At 40.2% G+C, this 25,727-nt stretch carries 24 protein-coding genes; 9 read left to right on the top strand and 15 right to left on the bottom strand.

What is annotated here, in order from left to right; translation table 11 throughout:
• Both CCS02_RS12430 and CCS02_RS12425 read right to left on the bottom strand, forming a co-directional pair.
• The coding region (locus tag CCS02_RS12430; protein ID WP_157807992.1) for a hypothetical protein at nucleotides 1-346 on the bottom strand (346 nt) is incomplete at its 3' end.
• Nucleotides 339-1,073, bottom strand: coding sequence for a response regulator (locus CCS02_RS12425; protein WP_198515370.1), 735 nt, complete (start codon nucleotides 1,071-1,073; stop codon nucleotides 339-341). The genes CCS02_RS12430 and CCS02_RS12425, both read right to left, overlap by 8 nt.
• Nucleotides 1,074-1,301: 228 nt before the next feature.
• Here CCS02_RS12425 and CCS02_RS12420 point away from each other — a divergent pair, with 228 nt between their 5' ends.
• The 4 genes from CCS02_RS12420 to CCS02_RS12405 all read left to right on the top strand — a co-directional run bounded on the left by CCS02_RS12420 (nucleotide 1,302) and on the right by CCS02_RS12405 (nucleotide 6,552).
• Complete coding sequence (locus CCS02_RS12420) at nucleotides 1,302-2,474, top strand: extracellular solute-binding protein (protein ID WP_100636706.1); 1,173 nt, start codon at nucleotides 1,302-1,304, stop codon at nucleotides 2,472-2,474.
• A gap of 136 nt (nucleotides 2,475-2,610) precedes the next feature.
• Nucleotides 2,611-4,800, top strand: coding sequence for an ABC transporter permease (locus CCS02_RS12415; protein ID WP_198515369.1), 2,190 nt, complete (start codon nucleotides 2,611-2,613; stop codon nucleotides 4,798-4,800).
• Between the two features lie 32 nt (nucleotides 4,801-4,832).
• Nucleotides 4,833-5,891 (top strand): ABC transporter ATP-binding protein, encoded by a 1,059-nt coding sequence (locus CCS02_RS12410; RefSeq protein WP_100636705.1) that lies wholly within the window; start codon nucleotides 4,833-4,835, stop codon nucleotides 5,889-5,891.
• On the top strand, nucleotides 5,884-6,552 hold the full coding sequence (locus CCS02_RS12405; RefSeq protein WP_157807991.1) for an HAD family hydrolase: 669 nt from the start codon (nucleotides 5,884-5,886) through the stop codon (nucleotides 6,550-6,552). The genes CCS02_RS12410 and CCS02_RS12405 overlap by 8 nt, the downstream gene beginning before the upstream one ends.
• 54 nt (nucleotides 6,553-6,606) lie before the next feature.
• On the opposite strand, the gene CCS02_RS12400 is transcribed toward CCS02_RS12405, so the two are convergent.
• The gene (locus CCS02_RS12400) at nucleotides 6,607-7,521 is read right to left on the bottom strand and encodes a LysR family transcriptional regulator (RefSeq protein ID WP_100636703.1); all 915 of its coding nucleotides are present in this window, start codon (nucleotides 7,519-7,521) and stop codon (nucleotides 6,607-6,609) included.
• 118 nt (nucleotides 7,522-7,639) lie between these two features.
• Here CCS02_RS12400 and CCS02_RS12395 point away from each other — a divergent pair, with 118 nt between their 5' ends.
• Nucleotides 7,640-8,788: an alpha-hydroxy acid oxidase gene (locus CCS02_RS12395; RefSeq protein WP_100636702.1), complete on the top strand. Its 1,149-nt coding sequence runs from the start codon at nucleotides 7,640-7,642 to the stop codon at nucleotides 8,786-8,788.
• A 129-nt stretch (nucleotides 8,789-8,917) separates the two neighbouring features.
• Here the strand turns inward: CCS02_RS12395 and gltS are convergent, their stop codons facing one another.
• The gene (gene gltS / locus CCS02_RS12390; RefSeq protein ID WP_100187588.1) at nucleotides 8,918-10,093 is read right to left on the bottom strand and encodes a sodium/glutamate symporter; all 1,176 of its coding nucleotides are present in this window, start codon (nucleotides 10,091-10,093) and stop codon (nucleotides 8,918-8,920) included.
• 46 nt (nucleotides 10,094-10,139) lie between these two features.
• Nucleotides 10,140-10,778: a 4-carboxy-4-hydroxy-2-oxoadipate aldolase/oxaloacetate decarboxylase gene (locus tag CCS02_RS12385; protein WP_100187589.1), complete on the bottom strand. Its 639-nt coding sequence runs from the start codon at nucleotides 10,776-10,778 to the stop codon at nucleotides 10,140-10,142.
• A gap of 85 nt (nucleotides 10,779-10,863) precedes the next feature.
• Between CCS02_RS12385 and CCS02_RS12380 the strand changes: the two genes are divergently transcribed.
• Entirely contained in the window at nucleotides 10,864-11,745 is an 882-nt protein-coding gene (locus CCS02_RS12380) for a LysR family transcriptional regulator (RefSeq protein WP_100187590.1), read from the top strand.
• A 142-nt stretch (nucleotides 11,746-11,887) separates the two neighbouring features.
• On the opposite strand, the gene CCS02_RS12375 is transcribed toward CCS02_RS12380, so the two are convergent.
• Entirely contained in the window at nucleotides 11,888-12,547 is a 660-nt protein-coding gene (locus tag CCS02_RS12375) for an FMN-dependent NADH-azoreductase (RefSeq protein WP_100187591.1), read from the bottom strand.
• A gap of 115 nt (nucleotides 12,548-12,662) precedes the next feature.
• On the opposite strand from CCS02_RS12375, the gene CCS02_RS12370 reads away from it, so the two are divergent.
• Nucleotides 12,663-13,574 carry a LysR substrate-binding domain-containing protein gene (locus CCS02_RS12370; RefSeq protein WP_100636701.1) on the top strand — a complete coding sequence of 304 codons (912 nt, stop codon included), beginning with the start codon at nucleotides 12,663-12,665 and terminating at the stop codon, nucleotides 13,572-13,574.
• 3 nt (nucleotides 13,575-13,577) lie between these two features.
• Here the strand turns inward: CCS02_RS12370 and CCS02_RS12365 are convergent, their stop codons facing one another.
• Nucleotides 13,578-14,555: a hypothetical protein gene (locus CCS02_RS12365; protein WP_198515368.1), complete on the bottom strand. Its 978-nt coding sequence runs from the start codon at nucleotides 14,553-14,555 to the stop codon at nucleotides 13,578-13,580.
• A gap of 146 nt (nucleotides 14,556-14,701) precedes the next feature.
• Between CCS02_RS12365 and CCS02_RS12360 the strand changes: the two genes are divergently transcribed.
• A complete protein-coding gene (locus CCS02_RS12360; RefSeq protein ID WP_100187593.1) occupies nucleotides 14,702-15,166 on the top strand; it encodes an Lrp/AsnC family transcriptional regulator in 465 nt (154 codons plus the stop codon).
• Here the strand turns inward: CCS02_RS12360 and CCS02_RS12355 are convergent.
• The 7 genes from CCS02_RS12355 to cynS all read right to left on the bottom strand — a co-directional run bounded on the left by CCS02_RS12355 (nucleotide 15,140) and on the right by cynS (nucleotide 21,619).
• Nucleotides 15,140-16,375, bottom strand: coding sequence for a winged helix-turn-helix domain-containing protein (locus tag CCS02_RS12355; RefSeq protein WP_100187594.1), 1,236 nt, complete (start codon nucleotides 16,373-16,375; stop codon nucleotides 15,140-15,142). The two genes, CCS02_RS12360 and CCS02_RS12355, sit on opposite strands and share 27 nt — an antisense overlap.
• Before the next feature lie 25 nt (nucleotides 16,376-16,400).
• Nucleotides 16,401-17,399 carry an asparaginase gene (locus CCS02_RS12350; protein ID WP_072840710.1) on the bottom strand — a complete coding sequence of 333 codons (999 nt, stop codon included), beginning with the start codon at nucleotides 17,397-17,399 and terminating at the stop codon, nucleotides 16,401-16,403.
• A gap of 90 nt (nucleotides 17,400-17,489) precedes the next feature.
• Complete coding sequence (locus CCS02_RS12345) at nucleotides 17,490-17,810, bottom strand: antibiotic biosynthesis monooxygenase (RefSeq protein ID WP_100187595.1); 321 nt, start codon at nucleotides 17,808-17,810, stop codon at nucleotides 17,490-17,492.
• 120 nt (nucleotides 17,811-17,930) lie between these two features.
• Nucleotides 17,931-18,362, bottom strand: a complete 432-nt coding sequence (locus tag CCS02_RS12340; protein WP_100636700.1) for a VOC family protein — start codon at nucleotides 18,360-18,362, stop codon at nucleotides 17,931-17,933.
• Nucleotides 18,363-18,482: 120 nt separating this feature from the next.
• Entirely contained in the window at nucleotides 18,483-20,192 is a 1,710-nt protein-coding gene (locus tag CCS02_RS12335) for a bifunctional protein-serine/threonine kinase/phosphatase (RefSeq protein ID WP_100636699.1), read from the bottom strand.
• 95 nt (nucleotides 20,193-20,287) lie between these two features.
• Nucleotides 20,288-21,100 carry a formate/nitrite transporter family protein gene (locus CCS02_RS12330; RefSeq protein WP_072840714.1) on the bottom strand — a complete coding sequence of 271 codons (813 nt, stop codon included), beginning with the start codon at nucleotides 21,098-21,100 and terminating at the stop codon, nucleotides 20,288-20,290.
• Between the two features lie 78 nt (nucleotides 21,101-21,178).
• A complete protein-coding gene (gene cynS / locus CCS02_RS12325) occupies nucleotides 21,179-21,619 on the bottom strand; it encodes a cyanase (protein ID WP_072840715.1) in 441 nt (146 codons plus the stop codon).
• A 759-nt stretch (nucleotides 21,620-22,378) separates the two neighbouring features.
• Here cynS and CCS02_RS12320 point away from each other — a divergent pair.
• Complete coding sequence (locus tag CCS02_RS12320; protein ID WP_072840716.1) at nucleotides 22,379-23,968, top strand: methyl-accepting chemotaxis protein; 1,590 nt, start codon at nucleotides 22,379-22,381, stop codon at nucleotides 23,966-23,968.
• A gap of 69 nt (nucleotides 23,969-24,037) precedes the next feature.
• Here CCS02_RS12320 and CCS02_RS12315 read toward each other — a convergent pair whose 3' ends face one another.
• Entirely contained in the window at nucleotides 24,038-25,624 is a 1,587-nt protein-coding gene (locus CCS02_RS12315) for a hypothetical protein (RefSeq protein ID WP_072840717.1), read from the bottom strand.
• Nucleotides 25,625-25,727 lie beyond the last annotated feature (103 nt).

The following is a 25,727-nucleotide window of genomic DNA, read 5'->3' as shown; positions in this document are numbered from 1 at the left end:
CATTAAAAACATTAAGATCACTGATGATGCTATCTAATTTATAAGAATAATAACCAATGTCATTAACATTAAAATTACTTTTTACTTCTCTATACTCTCTTAAAATCCTAGAGTATTCATGAGAAAAAACACTAATAGATCTTTGTTTATCCAGACCGATAAGGTTTTGAGAGATTTTCATTAAATCTATAGAGTAAACAAGTTGTCTAGCATGCCTATTTTCTTTTAAAACATCACCATTAATTCGAGATAATTCTTCCGAATAAAAAATAAGACCAGACAAAGAAAACACAAAAAAAACAAAGAAATAGATAATTTTATTTTTTAAAAAAATCATTTTAATCATTAAGCTCTATCACAAACATATAACCTCGATTCCTTCTTGTCTGAAGATATTTTGGTTTAGATGGTATTAATTCTATTTTTCTTCTGAGACGTAAAATAAGAACATCTATACTTCGCATCATATAGGAACTCGATTCTAAACCAAGATCATCAGAAAGATTTTGTCTGGATATTATCTTATTTGAATTTTTCACAAAATATTCTAACAATCTAAATTCTGTATTGGTTAATTCGATAAATCCATCCGAATCACTATATAAGGTGCATTTCCTTGAATCCATATAAAAATTGCCAAAACTCAAATCAAAATCAACTTTATTACTTTTATCTCCTTTTATTTCATTATCCTCTTTATTCTTAAAATTATATCGCCTTAATCGAGACCTAATTCGAGCAAGTAATAGCCTAGGGTTAAATGGTTTATCGACAAAATCATCTAAACCAGATTCTAATCCTACTATTTTTTCAATATCATCATTAACACCAGAAATCATAATAATTGGAATATCATATTTAATAGCTACTTCTTTTGATATATCTAAGCCATTCATACCAGAAAGTTTAAGATCTATAATAAGAAGATCTATATTATTCTTTTCTATTTCGAGCAGTACATTTCTACCATTACTTTGAGAGAAAACTTCAAATTCATTATCTTGTAGGAAATTCGTAAGAAAACCCAAGATATCAACATCATCGTCTACAACTAATATTTTTATTCTATTCATAGAAAACCCAAAAAGACAAAATGGAGACATAATACAATTAATCTTAAATCATTATATTGTATTTCAACATCGCACTATCACATTACAAATATTACAAATATTACAAATAAAACAAGATCCATTTCAAAACCATAAAATATAACAAAACTATTTAATATTTATTCAATTGCATATACGGCCAGTAGATAACAATATGAATTGAAGACAATAAAAAAAACAGGTATCAAAATGAACTATCTCAAAAAATCTACTCTAATCCCGGCTATGTTAGGTCTATCTACTAGCTTCATTCTAAGTTCTGCAAATGCAGCCTCTAGCGACTATCAATATTTACAAGGTATCAAAGGTGATCTAGTCACCTATTGTGGGGCAGAATCTGAAGCCTGCGCAGTGGTAATTGATAAATTTAATCAAAAGGTTGCCGAAATTAATGGCAGTAACCAATTTAATGCAAAATTTATTCGTTTAAGCACGAGTGAAATGATGTCTCGCATAAAAGGCGAGTTAGAAAAATCAGCTCGCGCCGCAGACCGGAAATGTAAATCTTTGGCAGATGATGCTTTAGAAAACTGTAAAGAACAAGTATACCAGTCAAAGGTAGATTTGGCCTTCTACGGGACAGACGACCCTTACAAGACAGCATTACAAGACGATTTGTTTGCTAAGTACAAATACCCTATAGATAAACATATTCGACCTTGGGCTTCATCTTTAACAATGGAAAGTGACAACCGACTAGGCGCGCTCTATATGGGGGTTTTAGGTTTGGGGGTTAACACTGAGCTGCTGCAAAAACTCAATCTTCCAAAACCGATGTGCTGGAAAGACTTAGAAAAACCAGAATACAAAAACCAAATCGTTGTAGCTAACTGGAATACTTCCGGAACCGCCTATAAGTTTGCAGCAACTTTATTGCAAGCATTCAATGGCGATCAAAGTAAAGGATGGGAAGCAGTTACTAAAATTCACCAGAATGTTAGCCAGTATACAAAGTCAGGTTCAAAAGGAGTCAAAATGGCTGCTTCTGGAGAGACCTTAATTGGCATAGGGTTCGGTCACGACATTGTAGATCTGATGCAAAAAGGCTTTCCTATTGAAATGGTAGTTCCATGTGAAGGTACTCTTTATGAAATAGGGCCTGTAGGAATAGTACGTGGTGCACCAAATCGCACTGCTGCAGAAGCCTTTGTTACCTTTTTATATGAAAAAGAAACTCAGGAGCTTTTAGCCACAGTAGGATCTTTGCAATTCCCGTCTAACTCTAATGCCGCCGCACCTAAGGGCTCTGAACAGCTAAAAGACGCTAAATTAATTGCCTCGGATTCTCGTTTTGCAACCAAGTCCTATAAGAATGAAATCATTCAAAAATGGACAAATGAAATATTCCCTCTCGCCAGATAAATAAAAAGTCTAAACACAGGCTATCACTGTGTTTAGGCAATTTTCTTTAGATTGCTCCTTAGATACATAACCGAAAAACACACTGTATCTGATGTTTTAAACTGCACTAGACGTACTCGTTTAGGAGAACTTATCCGTGAACCAATTTCATCGAAACACATTAGTGCTCGGCTTAATTGCAGCCCTATTAATGCCTTGGTATCGAGTTGATGGTAATTTTTGGACTTTCCAATGGCTAATATTTAACTTTTTTTTAATAGAAGAAAGTGCACCTCTTATTAGTCAATTATTTAACTTTGAAAAATACTGGCTGACTTTACCTATTATCCCTTTTTTATTTTATGCCTTTGATTACGTAGTAAGTGTTAAATCAGAGAAGAAACAAAAAGGCCTTCTTAATCGGCAGATTTATTATGGGTTAATTGGTATTGCTTTTACTATTACGCAAGCTTTTTTAGTAGGAGACTTTGGCGTTAACTTTGACTGGTTGGTCGCTATATTACCTGAAGATGCTTATCAACTAGGTGTGGGAGCAGGCACACTCTTATTAGTATTGAGCTTTTTGTTTATGACTGCGAGTGGACTAGCTTACCGTGGTTTTATGAAAGGCGATGTATTCGCCACTTCTTGTCTAATTATTATTATTTTTTTAGTCATTGTATTTGTTGCTTTCCCTGTCATTAATATATTAGTAAGAGCTTTTTTTAGTGATGACATAGGCTATTCATTCCTAGCTTTTTATAACCGCTTTGCGATTGTAAATTTATGGGGGATAGATTGTGGGCCTAACTCAAACTCAATTTGCGGAGTTGCTTGGTCAACTTTATTTTTAGCAATTATGACAGGCTTAAGTACTACTCTGCTGGGTTTAGCTTTTGCACTGATTGTGACTAGAACTCAATTTGTTGGTAAAAAGTTTTTAAGCTTCTTCAGTATTCTTCCAATGATTACTCCACCTTTTGTGGTTGGCATGGCGTTAATTCTATTACTGGGTGCATCCGGATCTCTAACCCAATGGCTAAATGGAGTTTTTGAAGTTGAACTTGGTGGTTGGATATATGGCTTCTGGGGACTGTGGTTAGCCCAAACGCTTTCTTATACTCCTATTGCTTTTCTTGTTCTTATTGGTGTCGTCGAAGGTGTTAGTCCTTCAATGGAAGAGGCTTCTCAAACCTTAGGGGCAAGTCCCACTAAAACGTTTTTTACTATCTCACTACCTTTGATGAGACCAGGTTTAGCTAATGCTTTTTTACTAGGTTTCATTGAAAGTATGGCGGATTTGGGTAATGCATTGGTTCTTGGAGGAGATTACCAAGTACTGTCAGCCCAAATATTTTTCGCAATAGCTGGAGCTTCAGCAGACGATGGAAAAGCTGCAACACTGGCGATTGTTCTTCTAATTTTCACTCTAACCACCTTTTTTATACAGAAAAAATGGGTCGGAAAGACAAACTACACCACAGTAACTGGTAAAGGGGATGGCGGCAGTTATGGACCACTTCCTAAACTAGTAAAACTATTCTCTTTAGGAACGGCATTACCTTGGGTCGCTTTTACATTTGTTGTTTACATTATGATTTTGTTAGGCGGCTTTGTAGAAACTTGGGGAATAGATAATTCTTTCTCTCTATCTCATTATATTGAAGCGTTCAAAATAGAATTCATTAACAATTCTATGGTAGCAACAGGAGTTGCATGGGACTCTCTCTTCACAACCCTCTTACTTGCAATAATAGCGATGCCGCTAACCTCGTTCCTCGGTCTTTTAACTAGTTATTTATTATCACGCGTTGATTTCCCTGGTAAGGCGTATTTTGAGTTTGGCACTATGTTAAGTTTTGCTATTCCAGGTATCGTTATAGGTGTTTCCTACGTCATTGCATTTAATCAAGCCCCTATCGACCTAACCTATACAGGCATGATTATTGTTCTTTGTTTTGTCTTTAGAAATATGTCGGTTGGAGTGAGGTCTGGTATTGCATCTCTATCACAATTAGATAAAGGCCTAGACGAAGCGTCAATAACTTTAGGGGCAACAGGTTTTACAACGTTAAGACGCATTATATTCCCATTGATTAAACAAGCTATTGTATCTTCCATGATTTATAGCTTTATTCGCTCAATAACAAGCGTCAGTGCAGTTATATTTTTAGTAAGTGCGGACTATAACCTTTCTTCCGCATATATAATTGGTTTAGTTGAGAGTAATCGATTTGGTGTCGCTATTGCGTATGCAACAGCTCTAATAGTCATTATGAGTGTTTCTATTTTGCTAATGAAATTTTTAATTGGTAATAGAAAGGTTTTTTTAAGAGCTCAAAAATAATCATCAAAAATATAAAAAGTAGGATATTTAAAATGTCACAAGATTCTTCAGTTATATTTAAAAATGTAGTAAAAGCATTCAACGATACACAAGTTGTAAAATCTATTAATTTTCAGGTTAACTCAGGCAAATTAGTCACATTACTTGGGCCCTCCGGTTGCGGAAAAACCACTACTTTACGTATGATAGCGGGATTGGAGCTACCAACATCTGGTGAAATTTATATTAGCGGAAAAGAAGTTAGTAAGGTTTCTGCATCTGGACGCAATGTAGGAATGGTGTTTCAGTCCTATGCATTATTTCCTCATATGACTGTATTTCAAAATGTATGTTATGGCCTAAGTAACCACAAATCAAAAAAACTAGAAATGCTAGATAAAGCAGAAAAAGCCTTAGCGACTGTAGGCTTGTCCCATTTAAAGGAACGCTATCCAAGTGAGTTATCTGGTGGTCAACAACAAAGGGTCGCCATTGCCAGATCCATTGTCATTCAACCTGATGTATTATTATTTGATGAACCATTATCCAATCTTGATGCAAAATTACGCCGTCAAGTACGACAAGATATTCGAGATTTACAACAGGAAATTGGAGTAACTGCTATTTATGTTACTCATGATCAGGAAGAAGCATTAGCCATTTCAGATGATATTATTGTCATGGATGATGGCAACATAAGTCAAATTGGTAGCCCTGATAATTTATACAAGCACCCAAAAAATGATTTTGTTGCGCAATTTATTGGTGACGCAAACAAATTAACAGGCCACCTCATTGGTAATGAAGAAAATTGTATTTTTAAAATTCATGAGCATTCTTTATTTTCCTATAAAGGCAAAAAACCTATAGGAAAATATGACGTATTTATTCGTCCTAATGCTTTAAAATTTATCGAACCGGATAATTCAAATGATGTATTTTTTCCAGCGAAGATAAAAAAGTCTATTTATCTTGGTAGCCATACTGAATATCAACTTGAATCAGCATGGGGGGAATCTCTCTTCATGATAGATTATAGCTTTGACGCTCCCCTTTCTAACCTTAGCGAAGTATTCGTTGCTATTGATGCCAGAGGTGTCTCAATTGTCTAAATCTGAAGTTAAAAAAATAAAAATGGTAGATTTTGACGCTATTTTATTTGATTTTGATGGTGTCATTGCAAACTCTGAATCATTGCATGTCAGCACTAAAAAGGCAGCATTAGATGCATTTGATATTTCCTACGATGATGAAAAAATAACATCATTTCAAGGAAGTCCAGAGGCTAATTTTTTCAACTACTTTGCCGATTTAAACAAACAAGATGCGAACATAATGCTGACATTTAAACGGCAGCTATTCGACAAGAAAATCGATCATATTGAAGCAATTGATGGAGTGATTCCTTTCATTAAAAAGCTCAATATATACAAGCCTTGTTATATTGTTACTTCATCAATAAGAACCCAAATGCTCTATTTTATTGAAAGACATAAACTTGAGGAATATTTTAAAGGCCATGTAACCTGTGATGATGTAAGTAAGCATAAACCACATCCAGAACCCTACTTAGCTTGTATAGTACAAAATAAATTAAAAGCTAATCGGTGTTTGGTCATCGAGGATTCCCCCAATGGAGTTACGTCAGCAAAAGCTGCAGGCTGCTTTACTGTTGGATTAATAGGTGAGTTTTCTGCTCAAAACCTGCTTGAAAAGGGCGCAGATATTGTTGTTAATACTTACCTAGAACTGGAGTCACTAATCGGCTTTTAGATAAAATAGGGCAACCTTTGTTGCCCTATTTTATTCCGATGAATTCAATAGATATTAAAAATACTCTTTCTTATCCTGATAAGCCTGTTTGATGTGCTCTATCAGTAATCTCAGTTTTTCCGGCAGGTATTTAGTAAATGGATAAATAGCGTAAACGCCAAGTCGCCGCGGTTGGTAATCAGGCAAGATGGCAACAAGCTTACCTTGTTGCAAATCTTCATACACACAGCAACGTGGCACATAAACAATACCAAAGCCTGCCAAAGCGGCTTTGCGTAACGCTTGAGCATTATTCGTGGCGAAGCTGCCGCTGATGCGCACACTTTCTTCTACTGTTTTTTTGCCAACACTTTGCTTGGTAAAACGCCAATCAAACGAGCCTTGGGCTTGGTAGGTATAAGCCAAACAATTATGATCTTTTAGTGCTTCTAAGCTGCTGACTTCGCCATGACGCTCGATATAACTTGGCGAGCAACAAACCACCCAGTTTGATTGAATCAGAGGCTTAGAAATCAGGCTGGAATCTTCGAGCTTGCCAGTACGAATCGCCAGATCCAATCCTTCGCCCACCAAATCCACAAAGTCATTTTCAAGGCGCATATCCACGGTGATGTTCGGGTATTTTTGACAAAACTCCGCCACAGCTTCGGCCAATAACAATTCCCCAGAAATCGTCGGAACAGACATTTTTATCGTGCCCGTTAACCCTTGGCTAAACGCCGACACCGAGGCAATGGCATCGCTCACTTGGCCTTCAATATTTTTGGCGTGAACGTATAAGCTCTCCCCCGCTTCGGTCAGACTGAGTCGTCTTGTAGTACGATGAATTAGCTGCGCACCTAGGTCTTGTTCAAGCTTGCTAATACGTTTGCTCAAGGCTGGCGTCGATAATCCTGCTTGCTGCGCTGCCTTGTTAAACGAACCCGCATCGGCAACATTCACAAAAAGCGTTAAGTCAGCAGCGTTCACTATCGTTTATCCCTTTTTCATTAAGACGTTTTAAGAAACAGTTTATTAGTTTATGTCGTATTTATCACAAATAAAACTAGGACTATAGTTAAGGAATAAAAGAAAAGGAGCAAAATCCATGCGTCTCAAAGATTGCCACAATTTCCAAGACTTTCGCACCCTAGCCAAAAAACGCCTACCAAGTCCGATCTTTAATTACATTGATGGCGGCGCTGACGACGAAACGACTTACCGCCGCAACACCGCCGCGTTTGAAACCTGCGACCTTGTACCCAGCGTCCTGACTGGCGTAAAAGATGTGGATCTATCCGTCACCGTGATGGGACAAAAACTCGCCCTACCAATCTATTGTTCGCCCACTGCTTTACAACGCTTATTCCATCACGATGGCGAAAGAGCCGTCGCAGGTGCGGCCGAAAAATACGGCACCATGTTTGGTGTGTCGTCCCTTGGCACCGTGAGCATGGAAGAAATCGCCAAGCAAACCACCACGCCTCAGGTCTATCAATTTTACTTTCATAAAGACCGCGAACTGAACCGCGCCATGATGCAACGGGCCAAAGATTCTGGCGTACAAGTGATGATGCTAACTGTCGATTCCATTACTGGCGGCAACCGAGAACGCGACCTTCGCACCGGCTTCGCCATTCCTTTTAAATTAAACCTAAAAGGCATGCTGCAATTTGTTCTCAAACCCATGTGGGGCATTAACTACGTGACCCACGAAAAGTTTCGTTTGCCGCAGCTTGAAGAACACATAGACATGGGTTCTGGCGCGACTTCCATTGGAGACTATTTTACCAACATGCTCGACCCATCAATGAACTGGGACGACGTGGCGGAAATGGTGAAATTCTGGGACGGAGAGTTCTGCTTAAAAGGCATAATGAGCCGAGAAGACGCCCGCAAAGCAGTGGAAATCGGCTGCACTGGCGTGATCATTTCCAACCATGGTGGTCGCCAACTTGATGGCTCGCGCAGCTCTTTCGATCAACTAGCGGAAATCGTCGATGAAGTCGGCGATGAAATAGACGTGATTTTTGACAGCGGCGTGCAACGGGGAACTCACGTACTCAAAGCCTTGTCACTCGGCGCAAAAGCTGTCGGCATCGGCCGCATGTACTTATACCCACTCGCAGCCGCTGGACAACCCGGTGTCGAGCGCGCACTCGGATTAATGAAAGCCGAACTCGAACGCGACATGAAACTCATGGGCAAAACTTCGATTGATCAACTGACGAGAGAAAACTTGCGGTTTAGGTTTTAGCCTTAAGCATATTTAAAATTTTAGGGAGCTGAAATAAAAAAACAGCATGAAAGCGATAAACTTTCATGCTGTTTTTTGATACAGGTAATCAGCCTAACTAGCTTACTAACCCATTACGAATTTGGCCCTTTAGCTAAACAAATTCATGAACAAAGTAATGATAAATGGGTTACAAATATTGATAAAGATCACTGTAATAACAGGCAACATAACAGCAGCATTTGGCGCAGGTCCAAAACGATCAATAACAGTCGCCATGTTTGCAACGGCATTAGGCGTTTGACCTAAACCAACACCACAATGACCCGCAGCCATAACCGCAGCTTCGTAATCTTTCCCCATCAAACGGAAGGTAACGAAGTAGGCAAATAACACCATCATTATCATCTGAGACACAAGAACAACAAGCATTGGTATCGCAAGGTCGAACAGCTGCCAGATTTTTAGCGACATAATAACAAGCACTAAAAATAAGCTAAGCGAGATACTACCAATCAGATCAATATGACTCATCTTAAGCTTATAGTCATTGTAATCACATACGTTTCTAACAATTGCAGCAGCGAAAACACCACCCACATAATATGGGAAAGTAATACCGGTTTTATTAAGTAATAAGACAAGAACCGAACCAAAAGCCATAGTCAATAACACAACAGAAACGGTACCCAGTGGCGTACGTTTATGAGCATCATCATCTTTAAGATCTACTACTTCATTGTTATTAGCGCTACTTTTTAAATCAAACCTTTCAATCAAACGTTTTGCTACGGGACCACCAACAAGACTGCCCATAACCAAACCAAATGTTGCAGCTGCAATTCCAGTAAAAGTAGCGGATTGAACACCTAATGCTTCAAATGATGGACCAAATGCCGCAGCAGAACCAATACCACCAGACATAGCAACAGAACCCATACTTACCCCAAGCAGTGCATGAATACCCAATAGTTTAGATAAACCTATGCCAAGCAAATTTTGTAAGAATAGTAATGAAACCGCCGCCACAGCTAGAATTGCCCCTTGTTGACCGCTGCGTTTGATCACGTGCAGACTGGCCATAAAACCAGTACAGGTAAAGAATAGGACTAAAAGGAAGTTGGTAAGCCCTTTATCAAGGGTCACTGTATATAAGCCAGTTTGTTTGCCGATTAGCATCAAAATGGCGTAAAACAAACCACCAATGACAGGAGCTGGAATAAAGTATTTTTGAAATATAGGCACTTTACCTTTGAGATAACGGCCTAAGAAAAGGACGACGACAGCCAAACCCATGGTTTGAACTAGATCAAGCGTAATGTTCATTTGTAAATTCCTTTAATTATTTTTTTAGGAAAGTTTATATGGATCGTTATAAAAATTTATTCTCTAAACCTAATAGCTCTAACGTGGTTTTACCCGCTCTTATCTGCTCTCTAAAAACAGCTTCTTTTGATTCTCTCAACTCAGCCATTTCTAATACATTTTGCGCTTTATCAGGATTAACAATGACAAGACCGTCTTGGTCTCCAATCACAATATCTCCAGGGCAAATCTGAACATCACCAATACAAATCGGAACATTCACCTCACCAGGCTGGTTTTTTCCAGTACCTTTAATGCTTATTCCTCTACAAAAAACAGGAAATCCCATTTCAATAATGGTCTTTGCGTCTCGAACAGATCCGTTGATAACCAAACCAGCCAAGCCGATTGCCAATGCCTGCTCGGTAAGAACATCCCCCCATGGTCCGGCTTCTAAAAAACCTTTTGCATCAATTACCAACACATCGCCGGGCTTTGCTTGCAATAATGCATAATGAATCATCAGGTTATCAGCAGGTTTACAATCTAACGTTAAAGCTGGACCTGCTAAAGTCATACTGCTACTCAGAGGTTTCATCCCGCTATCAAGAGCGCCTTTTCCCCCTTGAGCCTCATAGACAGTTGCCGTACCAAGCTCTTTAAGACGTTTCAGTAACTCGTCATTTTTTATTGTTTGTTTAGTCATACCGCTCTCCTTTGAACTTAATTCCAATTTAAGCTAAAGTAAAAACTTAAACAAACATGCTTTTTTGAACTTAAGATAAGAAAAAATGAACTTAAAACAGCTCAGATATTTTTGTGAAGTCGTTAGTTGTGGCAGCGCCACTCAAGCTGCGAAGCATCTTTTTATCGCTCCAACAGCAATTAGCATGCAAATCAGTCAGCTAGAAAACCATTTAGGGGGAGAGCTTTTTGATCGCTCAACTCGCCCTATGGAATTGACCGCATTAGGAAAATACTTTTATCCAAGGGCAAAAGACCTGTTAGCTCAGATGACAAAACTGGATGAAGAAACACACGATATCGCGACAGGCAAGAGCGGCTGCTTAAGTATTGGCGTGGTGAGATCAACGCTATTTACCATCATGCCTCAGGCAATCAGAGCTTTTCGCGAAGCTTATCCAGGAGTTCATTTAGATTTATTAGAAGTGTTATCTGAATATCAACCAGACCTTCTGGTTGATAGGCGCATCCACATTGGTATTTCGCGATTTATTGGCGAATTTTCACCACCTGATCACCAAACACACACCTTAATTATGGAAGACCCTTTTGTTGTCGCGATACCGGCTCACCACCCGCTAGCTGAAAAAACATCATTAGTGCCGGAAGATATCGACAAGGAGCCTTTTATTATCTACCCGAAAGATCCAGTAACCAGCTACGGTAAAAAAATCTTAGACGCTTTAGCTAAAAAAGGCTCTAAGCCAGAAGTGTCTTATGAAGCCATTGAAATACATACCGCTTTATCACTCGTATCAGCAGGATTAGGTGTAACTCTTGTCGCGCAATCCATATCAAAAAATCACTTTAAAGATGTGGTATTTATTCCAATAGAAGGTTTAGAAACAAGCACATCAATCGTTGCGGTCACCAATACCAGAGAGCACAACATACACGTTGATGCATTCTTGTCTTTCATAAAATCATAAAAATCAAAAGCCATTTCAACCAATAGCATTCTTAGTTTATAGATACTACTATTATATGAAAAATTGATGGAGAGTATTTATATTTAATACAAAACAGCACAGGAGCTTAACTGCTCCCATGCTGTTTTTTTATAGTAGTAAATCAGCCCAATTGGTTTACTAAAGCGACAATGTCTTGCTTTGCTTTTTCGGCCGATAAGGCATGACGATCATCAGCAAACTCTTGATATTCCGAACCGATTTCGAAAAACTTAGCAACGCCCAAGTACTTAGCCAACTCTTTGATGTGCGGACCAAGATGATTCATCTGTTCGCGTACACCACCAGCACCAAAACCAAACTCTCCAGATGAAGTTAATAAAACTAAGGTCTTTCCGGACAAGATTGGTTCAATCGGAAAATCCCCTCGCGCTAGGTCAAAGGTAAAGGTTTTATTCACTCTCAATATTTGATCAAACCACGCCTTTAATATCGCTGGCATGCCGTAGTTATACATAGGTGCGGTAATCACGATGACATCGGCATTAGACACTTCATCAAAATAAGTATCTGACTCAGCCAAGGCTAATTTCTGCGCCGTGCTTCTCTTTTGCTCTGGGGCGAACGCCGCCGCAATCCAACCCTGACAAATGAAGGTTGGTGGATTAAGACCGAGATCACGATAAACCACCTCGTCTTGATGATTTTTATTCAGCCATGTGTCTATAAAACAACGCCCAAATGACTTTGAAATCGAATTATAGCTTTGTGTTGAGTTATCAGTATGACGAACGCTTGAGTCGATATGTAGAATGGTTTTCATATTTTATGCCTCTTCCATTGATAGTTAGTAGGCATAGTGTGTTCGGCAATCGTTTTAGTGACAAATGGTCTTATTTTTTCTATAAAGTAGTTATTCTCATCCATAGAGTACCTTTATGTTTCAGCAACTTCCCTCTTTAAATGCTATCAAAGCCTTTGAATCCGCTGCTCGATTAAACAGCTTTAAAGACGCCGCTAATGAACTGAATGTGACGCCGACGGCTATTTCTCATCAAATCAGAACACTTGAAGACAGCTTAAAAATAAGATTATTTGAACGAAAAACACGAGCGGTGACGTTAACGAAAGAAGGCGAATTACTGGCAGCGTCTGCCAACCAATCTCTGCAGGACTTACTCTCGACAGTGAATCAATTAAAAGGCTCTCCTCGAACATTAACCATCAGCACGACCAGCTCGTTTGCAGCAATGTGGTTAGTCCCAAACCTTGCGGGCTTTCAGCAACAGCATCCTGACATCGATATTAAAATAAGAGCAGAAGAATCTCTTATAGATATGGAACATGATAGACGTGTCGATATGGCGATTCGTTACGGGGAGCCGCCTAAACAACTTGAAACCAAGGCACTTATTCATCAACCTTTAATTCAAGAGTCAATTGGCTTCTTTGCGACACCAGACTATTGGAAAAAACACAGTAAAAGCACGTCTGAGGCCGTATTCTTCTGCACTCAATGGAAGAACTCAAAGTTACCGAACTTAAGGATAGAAGAAACGATAAAAAGCATCGTTGCCGACACTCAACCTAATATTCGCTATTTCCATGACGAAAACCTAACCGCTCAGGCGGCACTTTCTGGACAAGGCATTGCCATCATCAGCCAGCTTGCTGTCGAAAACTCGATTAAAAATGGCTGGTTAACCCAAGGCACGGACAAAATGGCAACACCTATCACTGGTTTACATTACTACTTGGTTATACCCAAGCGGGTACAAACTAACCAAGCTGCAATTCGTTTTAAAAAATGGTTGCAATCAACGTTGGCCAAAAATCAGCCCGTGAATTAGCCCCTAATCACTTATCTTCTTATAAAAATATTTACGACAAGTGCTTTCATCCATTCGCTTGAGAACAAAGACTAAAAACCCAATCACTGTCACTGCAAACACAATCCGTCCCCAAAAAATAGTCATAAAGTCCGCGCCAATTAACAGAATCAGCAGCGTGTCTTCAATCAAGCTATGAAGCAGGTTGAGTAGCATCATGGCGACAAAAATATCCCGCGGAGAAATATGTCCTCGCTTTGCTTCATTAATAAGCAAACCGCCACCAAAGGAAACGCCTAGCGTGATACCAACAATCGTCAAGTTTGTGGCTTCTCGGCTGATACCAAGCACAGACAAAACAGGCCTAAGTAATATCCCCATCAACTTTTCGATACCAAGTAATTTTAACAATCGTAAAAACGTCATTAGCGCAGCAATTACCACAAAGATCATCGCGAGACTTTTAAGCTGATCGATTGCCCAAGCCACATAACTTGGATCACTCACTGGCGCATGTCGCCAAACTACCTCTGCAGACGTATTTAGTAGGTCGCCGCCTTGGTATATTTGATGCAAAATCCACCCCATTAATAAACCACCACCAAGACGAATCACCAATGTCGCAACAATACCTACTCCGGCTTTTTTAGCAACGGCCACTTCGACAGGAAGTGAGTGAGCAAGCAACATCAAAGTGCCAAGAATCGAGACTTGAGCGACGGTTAAATCCGCATCGATACTCATAAATATCACCAGTCCAGCGTACATATTGGTGACGAGCGTGGTTGCCCACACCAAGCCCATTTCACTAGGCAAGCCTACCATCGACATGACAGGGCTCAACCATTGGCTCAGTAGCTCAATGCCGCCAAACTCTTCAACAACCTTGATGATAATAATCATGGGAATCATGATCTTATAAAGCGTCCATGTGACATTAAGAATTTCTTTCCACAGCCCATTCAATAAAAGCTCGGTCAAAAAAATCATTTTCTTATACATCGTATTGCTCCAATAAATAATGGAACAGATTCTATGTACATCTAGAGAAATATGTCGCTTAATTTATCTAATAAAAATCACTAATATTTCTAAAATATAAAATATTAAGAAATTTCAAATTGAAAAATATCGATATTGAGAAATGTATGGAATTAGACAAAATAGACCGAAAGATCCTAGCCATCTTGCAACGCAATAATCGTATCGCAAACGTGGAACTTGCCGAAGAAATAGGACTATCTCCACCAGCCTGCCACAAAAGAGTAAAACGACTAAGAGATGACAACATCATTGTGGGTGATGTTTCTATTGTGAACCCAGAGTTGAGCGGTAATAAGCTTACTTTGCTGGTGTCGGTTGAAATGGAGCGGGACCGAAAAGATGTGTATGACGCTTTTAAACGCGTCGTTAGCAAAGCCCCTGAGGTGAGACACTGCTACCAGATCACAGGTAGCTACGATTTTATGATGGTCATCACTGTGTCAGATATTCAAGCCTATGAAAGCTTTGTCGATCGAGTACTTCACACTGAAGCCAACATCCGAAAATTCCAGACCTCGGTATCACTTCGAACGGTAAAGTCCTCAACTGAGATCCATTTGAACGAATAGGTTACGTAGAGGCTGAGCAAAATGCTTAGGCTCAACTGACGTCAGCGTAACAGAATCACATTGTTGGAATTGACTAAACGTTTTGATGGCTTCGACAAAGGCGCCAATCACCATGTCATCATCAAAGTTTGGTGTTTCTATCTGTATCTCCAGGTATAGAGATTTGATTTCTAGGCGGCGTTCTTTTCGATGGGCTTTGCAATCCATGCGACCGATGAATTCTCCTCGAAACAGTAGCGGCAGACAGAAGTAACCATATTTGCGTTTGGGCTCTGGCACATAACATTCGATCTGATAATCATACTGAAACAGACTTTTAAGTCGGTCTCTCTGAATGACACTGTTATCAAATGGCGAGAGTATCAAAAGGCGGTTATTCAAACGAGGCAAACGGAGCTCTAATGCATCTGGTTCCATTACAAACACATCGCCATTAGGGATTTTCACCTGTTCTAACAAGCCTTGTGCCAAGCGCCCATCGACTATGTTTTTCACCGCGTTGCGAAGCCCTGTATTGCGACGTAAATAGGTCAGGCCTTTTAGCGAAGCAAGACCATGACAACGTAATTGCTGATCGACCAAATGGCTCGCAAACTCGTCTAAACTAGGTGTTGTAGAATCCACGTGAGAGGGCAAAACTCGCTCGGTTAAATCGTAGGTTTTCTGAAAGCCTTCACGATTACAAACCATGAGATCCCCTTGCATATAGAGTTGCTCAAGAGCTTTCTTCGCAGGCTTCCAATCCCACCAACCTGCTCCACTATTACTGGATTTGGTTTCGATATCTCGAGAACGTAATGGTCCGTCAGAAGTAACACGAGCTAACAACTCTGCCATCAACTTTTCATCTGGATCTTTGTACCAATGGGTTTGACCGCTTTTAATCGCATTCTTATAAGGCAAGGAAAAACGAAAATCGCCTATAGGTAAAAACGCCGCCGCGTGTGACCAATACTCAAACACATCCCTATCCAGCAACAGTTGATTGGTCATTGCTGGCACGAACTTGGGCACTCTTGAATACAGTACATGGTGATGAGCCCGCTCCACCACAGAAATAGTATCGATCTGAACGTAACCTAAATGACTCACTACTTTACGCGCGCCAGCCAAGCCACTACCAAACGAACTAGCCTGCAGCAAACCTTGAGATGCCAAAGCCAAACGACGCAAGCGAGAGAGGTCTTTATTAGATTTGAGTTCAATCATAATGATGCCAAGCCTTATTCAATTATTAAATTCGGCAAACAATCGCGCCTGTTGTACGCTTTTCCCAATTCTTCAAAGTAACGGAACGATATTTCTGCATGATGCCATCCGCAACGAATGATGTAATGCCAACATGATCCAATAAGGTAGTCATGACAGACTCAGCCGCTCGAACCGCGCCATCTTCGCACTTTAACGCAATAGCGAGTTTTAGCTCAGGAATAGCGGCGATATAAACACCTTCAGCCCCTACTTTAAGGAATACGCGCTTCTGCAATATCGTCATCATATCGGTACAATAACGATCGGTTCCCGCCACCATAAAAGGATGTTTCACCACAGCATCATATAAGGTTTTACAGGCTTTCTGACGCTCTACTGATAAGCTCTCAGGACTCGCAAACTTAGCAAAAGCCAATGCAAGATTGGTCAGTGGCATCGCCCATGTTGGCGCAGAGCAACCATCTGGCGACCAAGGTGCTGTGCTGTAATCGTACTCGCACATCTCTGCCATGGTATCGGCAATTTTCTGTTGTACTGGGTGATCAATACCTATGTAACCCTGTGATGGAACACCGAGCAATTTGGCTAGTCCCAACATACCAGCATGTTTACCAGAGCAATTATTATGCAATTGATTCGGCTTTTTTCCTTCGCCTGCTAGCGCATAACTTGCCTCAGCGCGGGATGGCCAATGACAGCCACATTCAAAGTCGGACTCAGACGAGGCAAGCTTATCTAACATGCTTTGTACTGTCGCCACATGCTCTGGCTCGCCACTATGAGACGCACAGCAGATAGCAATTTCCTCCTCACTAAAAGCAAAGAGTTCAGCACCGCCCATCTCGATAAAAGCCAATACTTGCATGGCTTTTATCGCGCTGCGAGGATAAACCAACATATCTACATCGCCCCAAGATTCAACCACTTCGCCAGTACTTGAGACAATAACCGCCTTAATACTATGCTCGCTTTCAACAATACCGCCGCGTGTCACTTGCACGGAAAGAGGAGCATGCTGCATATGATTTTTCCTTTATCTAAAAATGGAATAATTGAAACAGATTAAGTTGAACATGGGGATATAACAACGCGTCAGAAAAAGCCTTTTTTATCACTCCGGTGCTACAGAGGTTTGCAGGTAATCATCACAGACTTCCAGTTCGTAAACCGTTTTTGATTGAACTAAGCAACGGCGCATTTCATTACGTGCACTTTGGTAAAGCTCATCGGTAAGATCGGTGATCTTTTCCCATTGCTCTCGACTTGGCCATTGGGCATAACCTACCAAAATATTAGGTTTATCTGACGTATGAAGTCTTGAGCCAAAGCTACCACAATTTTTATAAATCGCTTTTGTAACTTCAAGCCATGCATTACGAAAAGACGCTTCCGTGCCTTCTTTGATTTCAAATTCATAAACAGCGATAAACATCCTTTTCTCCTTGGGTTAATGATATTTTTATAATTTTACTTTTACCAAACACCAGTCTAAAAAACCTGCGCTCGTAACTAATAATACATTCTGTCTTAGTAAGTGAACGCAAAAAGATTATCAAACCAAAGCTTTCAATCGACTAGAAATTGGATGATTGTCTTTAAGTTGCAACAAGTCCCATAAATTACCGTATAGGTCTTCAAATACGGCGACTGTGCCGTATTCCTGCTCAGCAGGTGGTCGAACAAAGTGAATACCTTCTGTGAGCATACGCTCATAGTCTCGCCAGAAGTCGTCAGTATTTAAAAATAGAAAAACACGACCGCCCGCTTGGTTGCCAATGAAGTCCATCTGCTCCGGTTTAGACGCTTTCGCTAGTAATAAGGTCACGCCCTTTGAACCTGGCGGAGACACGACGACCCAGCGCTTGTCTTGCTCTGGCTGATAGGTATCTTCGATCAATTCAAATTTGAGTTTATTAACATAAAAATCAATGGCTTCATCGTAGTCTCTAACGACCAAACCGATATGCACTATGTCTTGCTTCATAGGTTTAAAACTCATTTAACAATGGGAATGACAAACACTATAACGCCAATGAAATCGCATCGAAAACGAAATTTAGTATTTAAAAATTAGACGACCTATATGAGCAAAAAAATAACAACGTCATTTGACCAGCAAGAATAAGATCACGAGAAACAAGACAAAAGAAACGCCTTGCCAGAACATAACGGGGTTACGTTGCATTAATGGCGGTCGAGTTCGATCTAGAAAGGTTTGATTCGGATGATGTAGATCGTAGACGAATTCAGAGACTTCTTCGTAACGTTTTAGCGGGTTGATGTTTAATGCTTTATGCAATGCGTCGTCGATCCAAACTGGCAGTTCAGAGGCTTCGGTAATAACACTGCGATAAGTTAAGCGTTGTTGGGCTGCAATGCTTCTGGCTTGCGCTATTTTTGGACTGTAAGGGAATTGATTGCCGGATAACATTTGGTAAGTAATAACGCCAAGCGCGTATATATCGGAGCGTTCGGAACCCGCGTGACCAAGAAAGTATTCTGGTGCGGAATAGCGCATGGTGCCCCGCAGCACTTCTTCGTCTTTGGTGTTGCTCACACCAGCGATGTAGGTGGAACCAAAGTCGATGATTTTCACCGTATTGTGTTTATCGATCATGATGTTCGCAGGACGAATATCTTGATGAATCATGCTTTTACGATGGAAAGCCTGTAGTCCATTGGCGATTTGCGAAATGATGTCTCGGGTTTGTTCTAGTGTTGATTTGGGGTTGTCTATCATCCATTGGGCAAGGGATTGGCCTTCTATATATTCCGTCGCCAGATACAGAAATTGCCGTTGTCGTGGCGATTCTATGGCTTTGACCACATGAGGATTATTCAGCCGTTTCGCTATCCAGTCTTCCAACATGAAGCTTTCCAGATACGCCGCATCGTCGCTCAATTCAGCCGACGGCGTTTTAATCACCACCAGCTCATTGCTATCTATATCGCATGCTAAAAACACATGACTGCGACTGCTCACATAAACAGACCGAAGTATCTCGTAGCCATCAAACGTCATTCTTTCTCGTAATGGCGGCGGCAAAGGCAATAGGCTGACGCCCTGCTGAACATCCTCCAACTGATAACTTGGCACTTCATCTACTCGGGCGATTTGAATACTGAGGTTATCGCCACTGCCGTTTTCCAAAGCCAGTGCAATAAGGTGTTCTGCGGCCTTATCCAAATTCTCTGATTCGACAATACAAGTAACTACTTGCTCTGCTTCAAGGAATTCATACACGCCATCAGTTGCCATCACAAAGATGTCACCTTTGGTCATCGGCAGAGTTTGATAATCCAGTTCTATAATCGGCTCTATACCTAAGGCACGAGTCAAATAGCTCTCGCTGACGGATACTCTGCGACGATGATCTTGTGTTAGTTGCTCGAGCTTTCCGTCAACTAATCGATAGACTCGACTGTCGCCTAAATGAAAGATATGAGCCGCATTGGCGCAAAGTACAATAACGGCAAAGGTACACACATAGCCTTTGTCTTTGTCGAATCGGCTTGGGCCGTTTTGTGTTTGAGAATACAGAGCAGCATTGATGGATTTAATGACCTTTTCACCCGATGTCTTCACCGACCAAACATCTGAGGTGTGGTAAAAATCTTCTAAAAATCGCGAAATAGCGAATTCACTGGCGGCTTGGCTCACCTCGCTCGAACTGATGCCATCGGCAACAGCAAGAGCAACACCTCTTGTTGTTAATAGCGGTTCCGCTGGTGTCTGACAACCCAAGAAATCCTGATTGATATCTTTTTTGCCCTTATTGGTCGAGCTACCAATGCTGATGCTTAGTTTTTTCATCTCACGACCTTAATAACACAAAAAACTCTGCAAGCACGAATGCTTACAGAGTCTAGAACTTTGTTTAATACAACGCGTATCTTGCAAAACGAACGTTATGCTAGTTTACGTGATGCTGATGTTTTCACATGGGTAAGGTAAAGCGGTAAACCGACCAATAACAAACCACCCGCAAGGTTTCCCAATACCGTTGGGATTTCGTTCCAAATCAGATAATCCATGAAAGTGAAATCACCACCCATGATCATAGAGAATGGGAACAAGAACATGTTAACAATAGAGTGCTCAAAACCCATGAAGAAGAACAACATAACCGGCATCCACATAGCAGCCATTTTGGCACCTGCGGAAGTAGAAATCATCGCGCCTACAACACCCATAGACACCATCCAGTTACATAACATGCCGCGAATAAAGATGGTAAACCAGCCACCGGCACCATGAGATTGATAACCCAAGGTACGCGATTCACCGATAGCACTCACTTTTGCCGCTAATTCGCCGCCGTCTGTTGAATACCCGTAGGTGAGAATAAACGACATCATGAACGCAGTGGTTAATGCTCCACCAAAGTTACCAATAAACACTAACCCCCAGTTGCGCAGCACTTGCGCAGGCGTTACACCCGGACGCTTATCCAGCAAAGCCAAAGGCACTAAGGTAAATACGCCAGTCAGTAAATCAAATTTCATTAAATACAGCATGATAAAACCAACGGGGAATAACACAGCACCCAATAATGGACTGCCCGTTTTGGTCGCTACGGTGATGGCAAAGATTGCCGCCAACCCCAGAATTGCACCCGCCATGAACGCACGAATGATGGTATCTTTTGTCGACATATAGACTTTTTGTTCGCCTGCGTCGACCATTTTGGTGACAAATTCACTTGGTTCTATGTAAGCCATTTTCACGCCCTCTTATCTTTAAATTGCAAAAAAACCAAAACGCTCTGAATCAACACTCTCTAAATCAAGCAAGTGCTATCACCATGATTTATATGGCAAGAACTTCCCGTTCAATGTCAAAATCACGCGATCACCTTTGGGGTTTTCTTCCTTTTCGACCTTCATTGAAAAATCAATCGCGCTCATGATGCCATCGCCAAATTTTTCCTGAATCACTTCTTTCAATGTTGGGCCATAAACGCCGACTACTTCGTACAATCGATAGATAAGCGGATCTTGTGGAATCGCTTGATCCCACGTTTTTGTTGGATATTCCATGAGGGCGGATTTTGCTTCTGCTGGCAGGCCTAAAAAAGCCACCAGTTTTTCAGCAACTTCTGCAGTACAGCTATTCATTCCTAAGCACGCGGATGTTATCCAAACGTCGGTCATGCCTACTGCATCAGCAATGGCTTCCCAGCTCAGATTTTTCTCTTTCTTGATGGTAAAAATAGCTTCTGTTACATCAATTTTTTTCATTCTTCTCTCCTAAAAATTTGGTCTAGCTAAAGTCCACTAAATGAACGCTGTAAAACTCCATGTCTCAGAATTAAGCAAACAGTTTTTGCCAATGACACGACCAGTATTGAAAAATCAAACGACTTTTTAAGAAGGAAGAAGAAAAGAGAGAAGTAGATACACGCCTCCCTTATCAGTAACGTCCTTTCAAAAGGAGCCTGATCGAGTGCTACCAAAAAGGTTTAGTAGCGGGCGACGATGCCATTGACTAAGTTAACCGACATTGGCCAACTTATAAAATTCCTATAGGCAAAACCTACATGAACATATTTTTCATTCAGCAAAGATAATGCCAAACAGAAAAATAAAAAGAACTCAAAGTAGTTTTTCCTTTAAAATCAATGCATAAGATAATTTTATAGCAATTAAATAACATAGATGTTTATTTAAAATACGCGATAAACTAGGAACTACTTTTATTAAAGCGCACGTTTTAGACACAACCTCCGCACCAAGAGTAAACACAATTCATAAACTAAAAAGTGAATGCCCCGCTAACGTGTTAGCTTTTCCAGCTAAACACAGTCATCAATATAAAAGACTCTCTGAGACAAGTTTTTTATATTAAATCTAATATTTTAAAAAATGAACGATAAGAACTAATCAAACCACTTAACCTCATTTTTAGCTTTTATTAAATGAGGCCGTACAAAAAATACTGAATAAATATTTTTTTCAACTAGAATGAAAATCATCTAACCCTTATTTTGGAGAAAGTTAATGACGATAAAAATCAAAATTTATCTAGGCATAATGTTATTCGTGATCATAGTTCTAGGTAATTCTGTTTTAGGCATGTTATCCGTCAGTAAGCTAAAGTCCGAAATCAACTTTATTACAGGCAATGCATGGGATGCAGCAGATGGCTCGATGGAAGGAACTATTGGTATACAATCACAAATCATCACCCTTGATGCTTTCATTAATAATGAACTGTCATTAGCAGACGCTAAAAATAAAATTGCAGAGACAAATAAGTTTACTCAAGAAGCACTAGGCAGAATGAAAGCGTCTGGGCTGATAGAAACACAATCAATAACTACCTTAGACAATTATTTAGCAAAGCTAGAGACTTTGAAGGGAAAGATTCTCTCTGATGACAAAGAAAACTCAAAAAATGCTGTTGCAGAGTTTGACCAGCACGTCATAACATTATTGGAATTTGTGGGTGAATTAGAAGAAGAAGGTGATAGTAAAGTCGAAGAAGGCGCAGCGGGGATAGCGAATGTTATCAATCAAGTTGAGCTAAATAATTACATTAGCTTAGCTGTTGTACTTATTCTATCTACCTTTATTATCTTTGCTGCGAACAGGCTCATCATCCGACCTTTACGTCAAATGATATCAGTACTGGAAGGCCTTAATAGTGCAGACGGCAACCTAACCACTCGCCTTGATAGTTCAGGCAAAGACGAAATGGCCGAAGTAGCGAAAAACCTCAATGGTTTTATTGAACTTGTCCATTCTGTTATCAAACAAGTAGCCAGTACAGTTTCCACAACTCAGGGCTTTGCCGCTCAAATCGATGATGCATTACAACAAGTTGACCGTTTATCCAAGCATCAACAGCAAGGTACTAACGAGATATCCAATGCAGTCAACGCTATGACAAGCTCTTTAAGCGAAGTATCTTCTGATGCCAGCAAATGTGGTGATATGGCAATCAAAGCTAACACCAACTCGACTCAAGGGCAAAACAACTTATCGCAGACACTAAAATCATTACACAATGTCGTCGACGAAATGGACAAAGCTTCATCCGTGGTTTCCACCCTAGAAACCGACGGTCAGAATATTGGTAATGTACTGGATGTTATTCGTGGTATTGCAGAACAAACTAACCTATTGGCACTTAACGCTGCCATTGAAGCCGCGCGTGCAGGGGAAACAGGCCGAGGTTTTGCTGTTGTAGCAGATGAAGTGCGTAGCTTGGCAAACAGAACACACGAATCAACACTAGAGATCGAAACCGTTGTGGAACGCATACAGAAAGGCTCGGCAGATGCGGCGCAAGTAATGCGCACTTCTCAGAAATTAACCGAAGGTGTATCAACACAAGCAAAAGAAACCATCGAAATGTTCACAGCCATTATTGCTTCGATCAATACCTTGAGCCACACCAACCAACAAATATCCGCATCCATTCAGGAGCAGAACCAACAAGCAGGCGAGATAGCAGAACAAGTTAATGATGTCACTAACACAGCGTTTTCAAACGTGGAATACACACAAAAAGCCGTCGATATCAAAAATCGTTTAATCAACGATGTGCAGCAGCTAAGCAAGTTAGTGGACCGCTTTAGAATCTAGTAATTCGGTAAAACGCTTCACACTGTCCTCTTGCTTTCTTGACTAGAGCTAGAGAGCCCAGAGGATAACTTATAAGTTGTCCTCTTTTGCCATGAGCGCGGCTAAATAGCGCTCCTCCATTTCAACATATTTTTTTTGGACTGACTCTATCTTTGAGTCTAACTCCTTAATTTTTTTCTGCAATTTCTCGAACTCTTCAGATTGGTCTTGTCCATCAAATAGTTCTGCTTCTAAACGCTTTCGTTCTTCTTCTAATTCCTCATTAATTTCTCGAAGGTTTTCAACTTCTTCTTGATCTTGGCTGGCTAAAATATCATCTTCACCTTCACCCATTACCGTTTCATCAATAGCATCTGGATGAAGCAGTTTATATTCAAGATTTTCACGTAAATCTCTCGCTTTGTCTAAATCTCGCTCGAGCATTTCTACATACAGCTCAGACTCATTTACCATTAAACGCAAAGAGCTCAACTTTGAAGCTTGCTCATTGGCAAAAGCATCAGACTCTTCGGTAAATGAATCCTGATAAAGCAAGTCTTCCATATTTTTCATGGTGCTACGCTCTTCATCTATCACACCATATATATCAATACCCTGCGTAAGACCTTCATCTTGTTTTTTAAGTAGTGCTTTTTTTCGTTTTAAAGCCTCATCACGCTTAATCACGTCAATATTCAGGTTGTATCTAATAGCCTGCAAACTTTCAAGTTTGCCCTCTAATCGCTTAACCACTCGACTACTTTCTAATAATGTTTTTTCCAGTCTGGCAATAGAAATATCGTAGACGCCGATGTGCTTACCATCGCCTTCATGGTCTACTTTCACTTTACGAACTTGTTCTTTTAAATCGGCAATGATTGTTTTTTGGTAAGCCGCTAACTGTTTGAGATCAGAAACTTTATCATCTAACTCTGAACGAACCGAATGCAAAAAATCAGACTGATCTGCCTCACTTAAGAATGCCTCCAAGGCATCTACATAAAGTGCGTTATCGCCCTCTTCCTTGACTTCGGCTAAATGCAACTTTAAGCGTTCAGAAAACTCGTACATACTTGCCATTTCAGATCGAAGCAAAGCAAGTGACTCATCAAGTTCAGTTTCTTTCTCTAATTTCTTTTGAAGCTTTTCAAACTGTAAATTTAATTCAGATGTTATGTTTACTTGGGCGAACACTTTTTCACCCGCTTTCTGAATGACTTTATTTAACTCTCGCAACAAAGACTGATTAACTTTTAACGATTTCAAAAGTGCATCGATCTCTTGCGCACGATCTACTTTATCCAAGAGGCTTTTGAATCCATCTAGAAGCGCCAGCACTTTCGGATTCGGCACGGAATGCTCAATGATATGTATTTCAACATCTAAAAAAATTGCCCAACATGACAAAGCAGCCCGTCCCTGAAAGTCAGACTTTGGTAACTCAGTAAGAAGTTGAGCACATATGTTTCGCTGCTGTTCAAGCAAAGCTAACCACTGTCTTTTTTCTTCTACTGACACATCTTGCTTATCAGCATGCAATTCAACAGATTCCACTTCATCAGCAACATCTGGCTTAGATACATTTTTCTTTAGAGAAAAATATCTCAACAAAACAAATATGAACACCACAAGCAAAAGTGCACTCGATACAATAAGTCCCCATTGCCAAATCAACATATTATGACAGTCCTATTTAATACAAAGTCTTTAAAGAAATAATCATAGAGGGATATGTCTTAAGAAACCATTAAACATACATTTTTTAACGCACTCACCACAA

Source organism: Marinomonas sp. ef1, from assembly GCF_002806845.1.
Taxonomy (GTDB): Bacteria; Pseudomonadota; Gammaproteobacteria; order Pseudomonadales; family Marinomonadaceae; genus Marinomonas; species Marinomonas polaris.
Note: the sequence above shows the minus strand (reverse complement) of the source record. Positions and strands in the feature narration are given on the sequence as shown.

Coding starts and splice junctions, on each gene's coding strand:
- CCS02_RS12425 (WP_198515370.1), bottom strand. CDS start 1,073: ATGAATAGAATAAAAATATTAGTTGTAGACGATGATGTTGATATCTTG.
- CCS02_RS12420 (WP_100636706.1), top strand. CDS start 1,302: ATGAACTATCTCAAAAAATCTACTCTAATCCCGGCTATGTTAGGTCTA.
- CCS02_RS12410 (WP_100636705.1), top strand. CDS start 4,833: ATGTCACAAGATTCTTCAGTTATATTTAAAAATGTAGTAAAAGCATTC.
- CCS02_RS12395 (WP_100636702.1), top strand. CDS start 7,640: ATGCGTCTCAAAGATTGCCACAATTTCCAAGACTTTCGCACCCTAGCC.
- gltS (WP_100187588.1), bottom strand. CDS start 10,093: ATGAACATTACGCTTGATCTAGTTCAAACCATGGGTTTGGCTGTCGTC.
- CCS02_RS12385 (WP_100187589.1), bottom strand. CDS start 10,778: ATGACTAAACAAACAATAAAAAATGACGAGTTACTGAAACGTCTTAAA.
- CCS02_RS12380 (WP_100187590.1), top strand. CDS start 10,864: ATGAACTTAAAACAGCTCAGATATTTTTGTGAAGTCGTTAGTTGTGGC.
- CCS02_RS12375 (WP_100187591.1), bottom strand. CDS start 12,547: ATGAAAACCATTCTACATATCGACTCAAGCGTTCGTCATACTGATAAC.
- CCS02_RS12370 (WP_100636701.1), top strand. CDS start 12,663: ATGTTTCAGCAACTTCCCTCTTTAAATGCTATCAAAGCCTTTGAATCC.
- CCS02_RS12365 (WP_198515368.1), bottom strand. CDS start 14,555: ATGTATAAGAAAATGATTTTTTTGACCGAGCTTTTATTGAATGGGCTG.
- CCS02_RS12360 (WP_100187593.1), top strand. CDS start 14,702: ATGGAATTAGACAAAATAGACCGAAAGATCCTAGCCATCTTGCAACGC.
- CCS02_RS12355 (WP_100187594.1), bottom strand. CDS start 16,375: ATGATTGAACTCAAATCTAATAAAGACCTCTCTCGCTTGCGTCGTTTG.
- CCS02_RS12350 (WP_072840710.1), bottom strand. CDS start 17,399: ATGCAGCATGCTCCTCTTTCCGTGCAAGTGACACGCGGCGGTATTGTT.
- CCS02_RS12345 (WP_100187595.1), bottom strand. CDS start 17,810: ATGTTTATCGCTGTTTATGAATTTGAAATCAAAGAAGGCACGGAAGCG.
- CCS02_RS12340 (WP_100636700.1), bottom strand. CDS start 18,362: ATGAAGCAAGACATAGTGCATATCGGTTTGGTCGTTAGAGACTACGAT.
- CCS02_RS12335 (WP_100636699.1), bottom strand. CDS start 20,192: ATGAAAAAACTAAGCATCAGCATTGGTAGCTCGACCAATAAGGGCAAA.
- CCS02_RS12330 (WP_072840714.1), bottom strand. CDS start 21,100: ATGGCTTACATAGAACCAAGTGAATTTGTCACCAAAATGGTCGACGCA.
- cynS (WP_072840715.1), bottom strand. CDS start 21,619: ATGAAAAAAATTGATGTAACAGAAGCTATTTTTACCATCAAGAAAGAG.
- CCS02_RS12320 (WP_072840716.1), top strand. CDS start 22,379: ATGACGATAAAAATCAAAATTTATCTAGGCATAATGTTATTCGTGATC.
- CCS02_RS12315 (WP_072840717.1), bottom strand. CDS start 25,624: ATGTTGATTTGGCAATGGGGACTTATTGTATCGAGTGCACTTTTGCTT.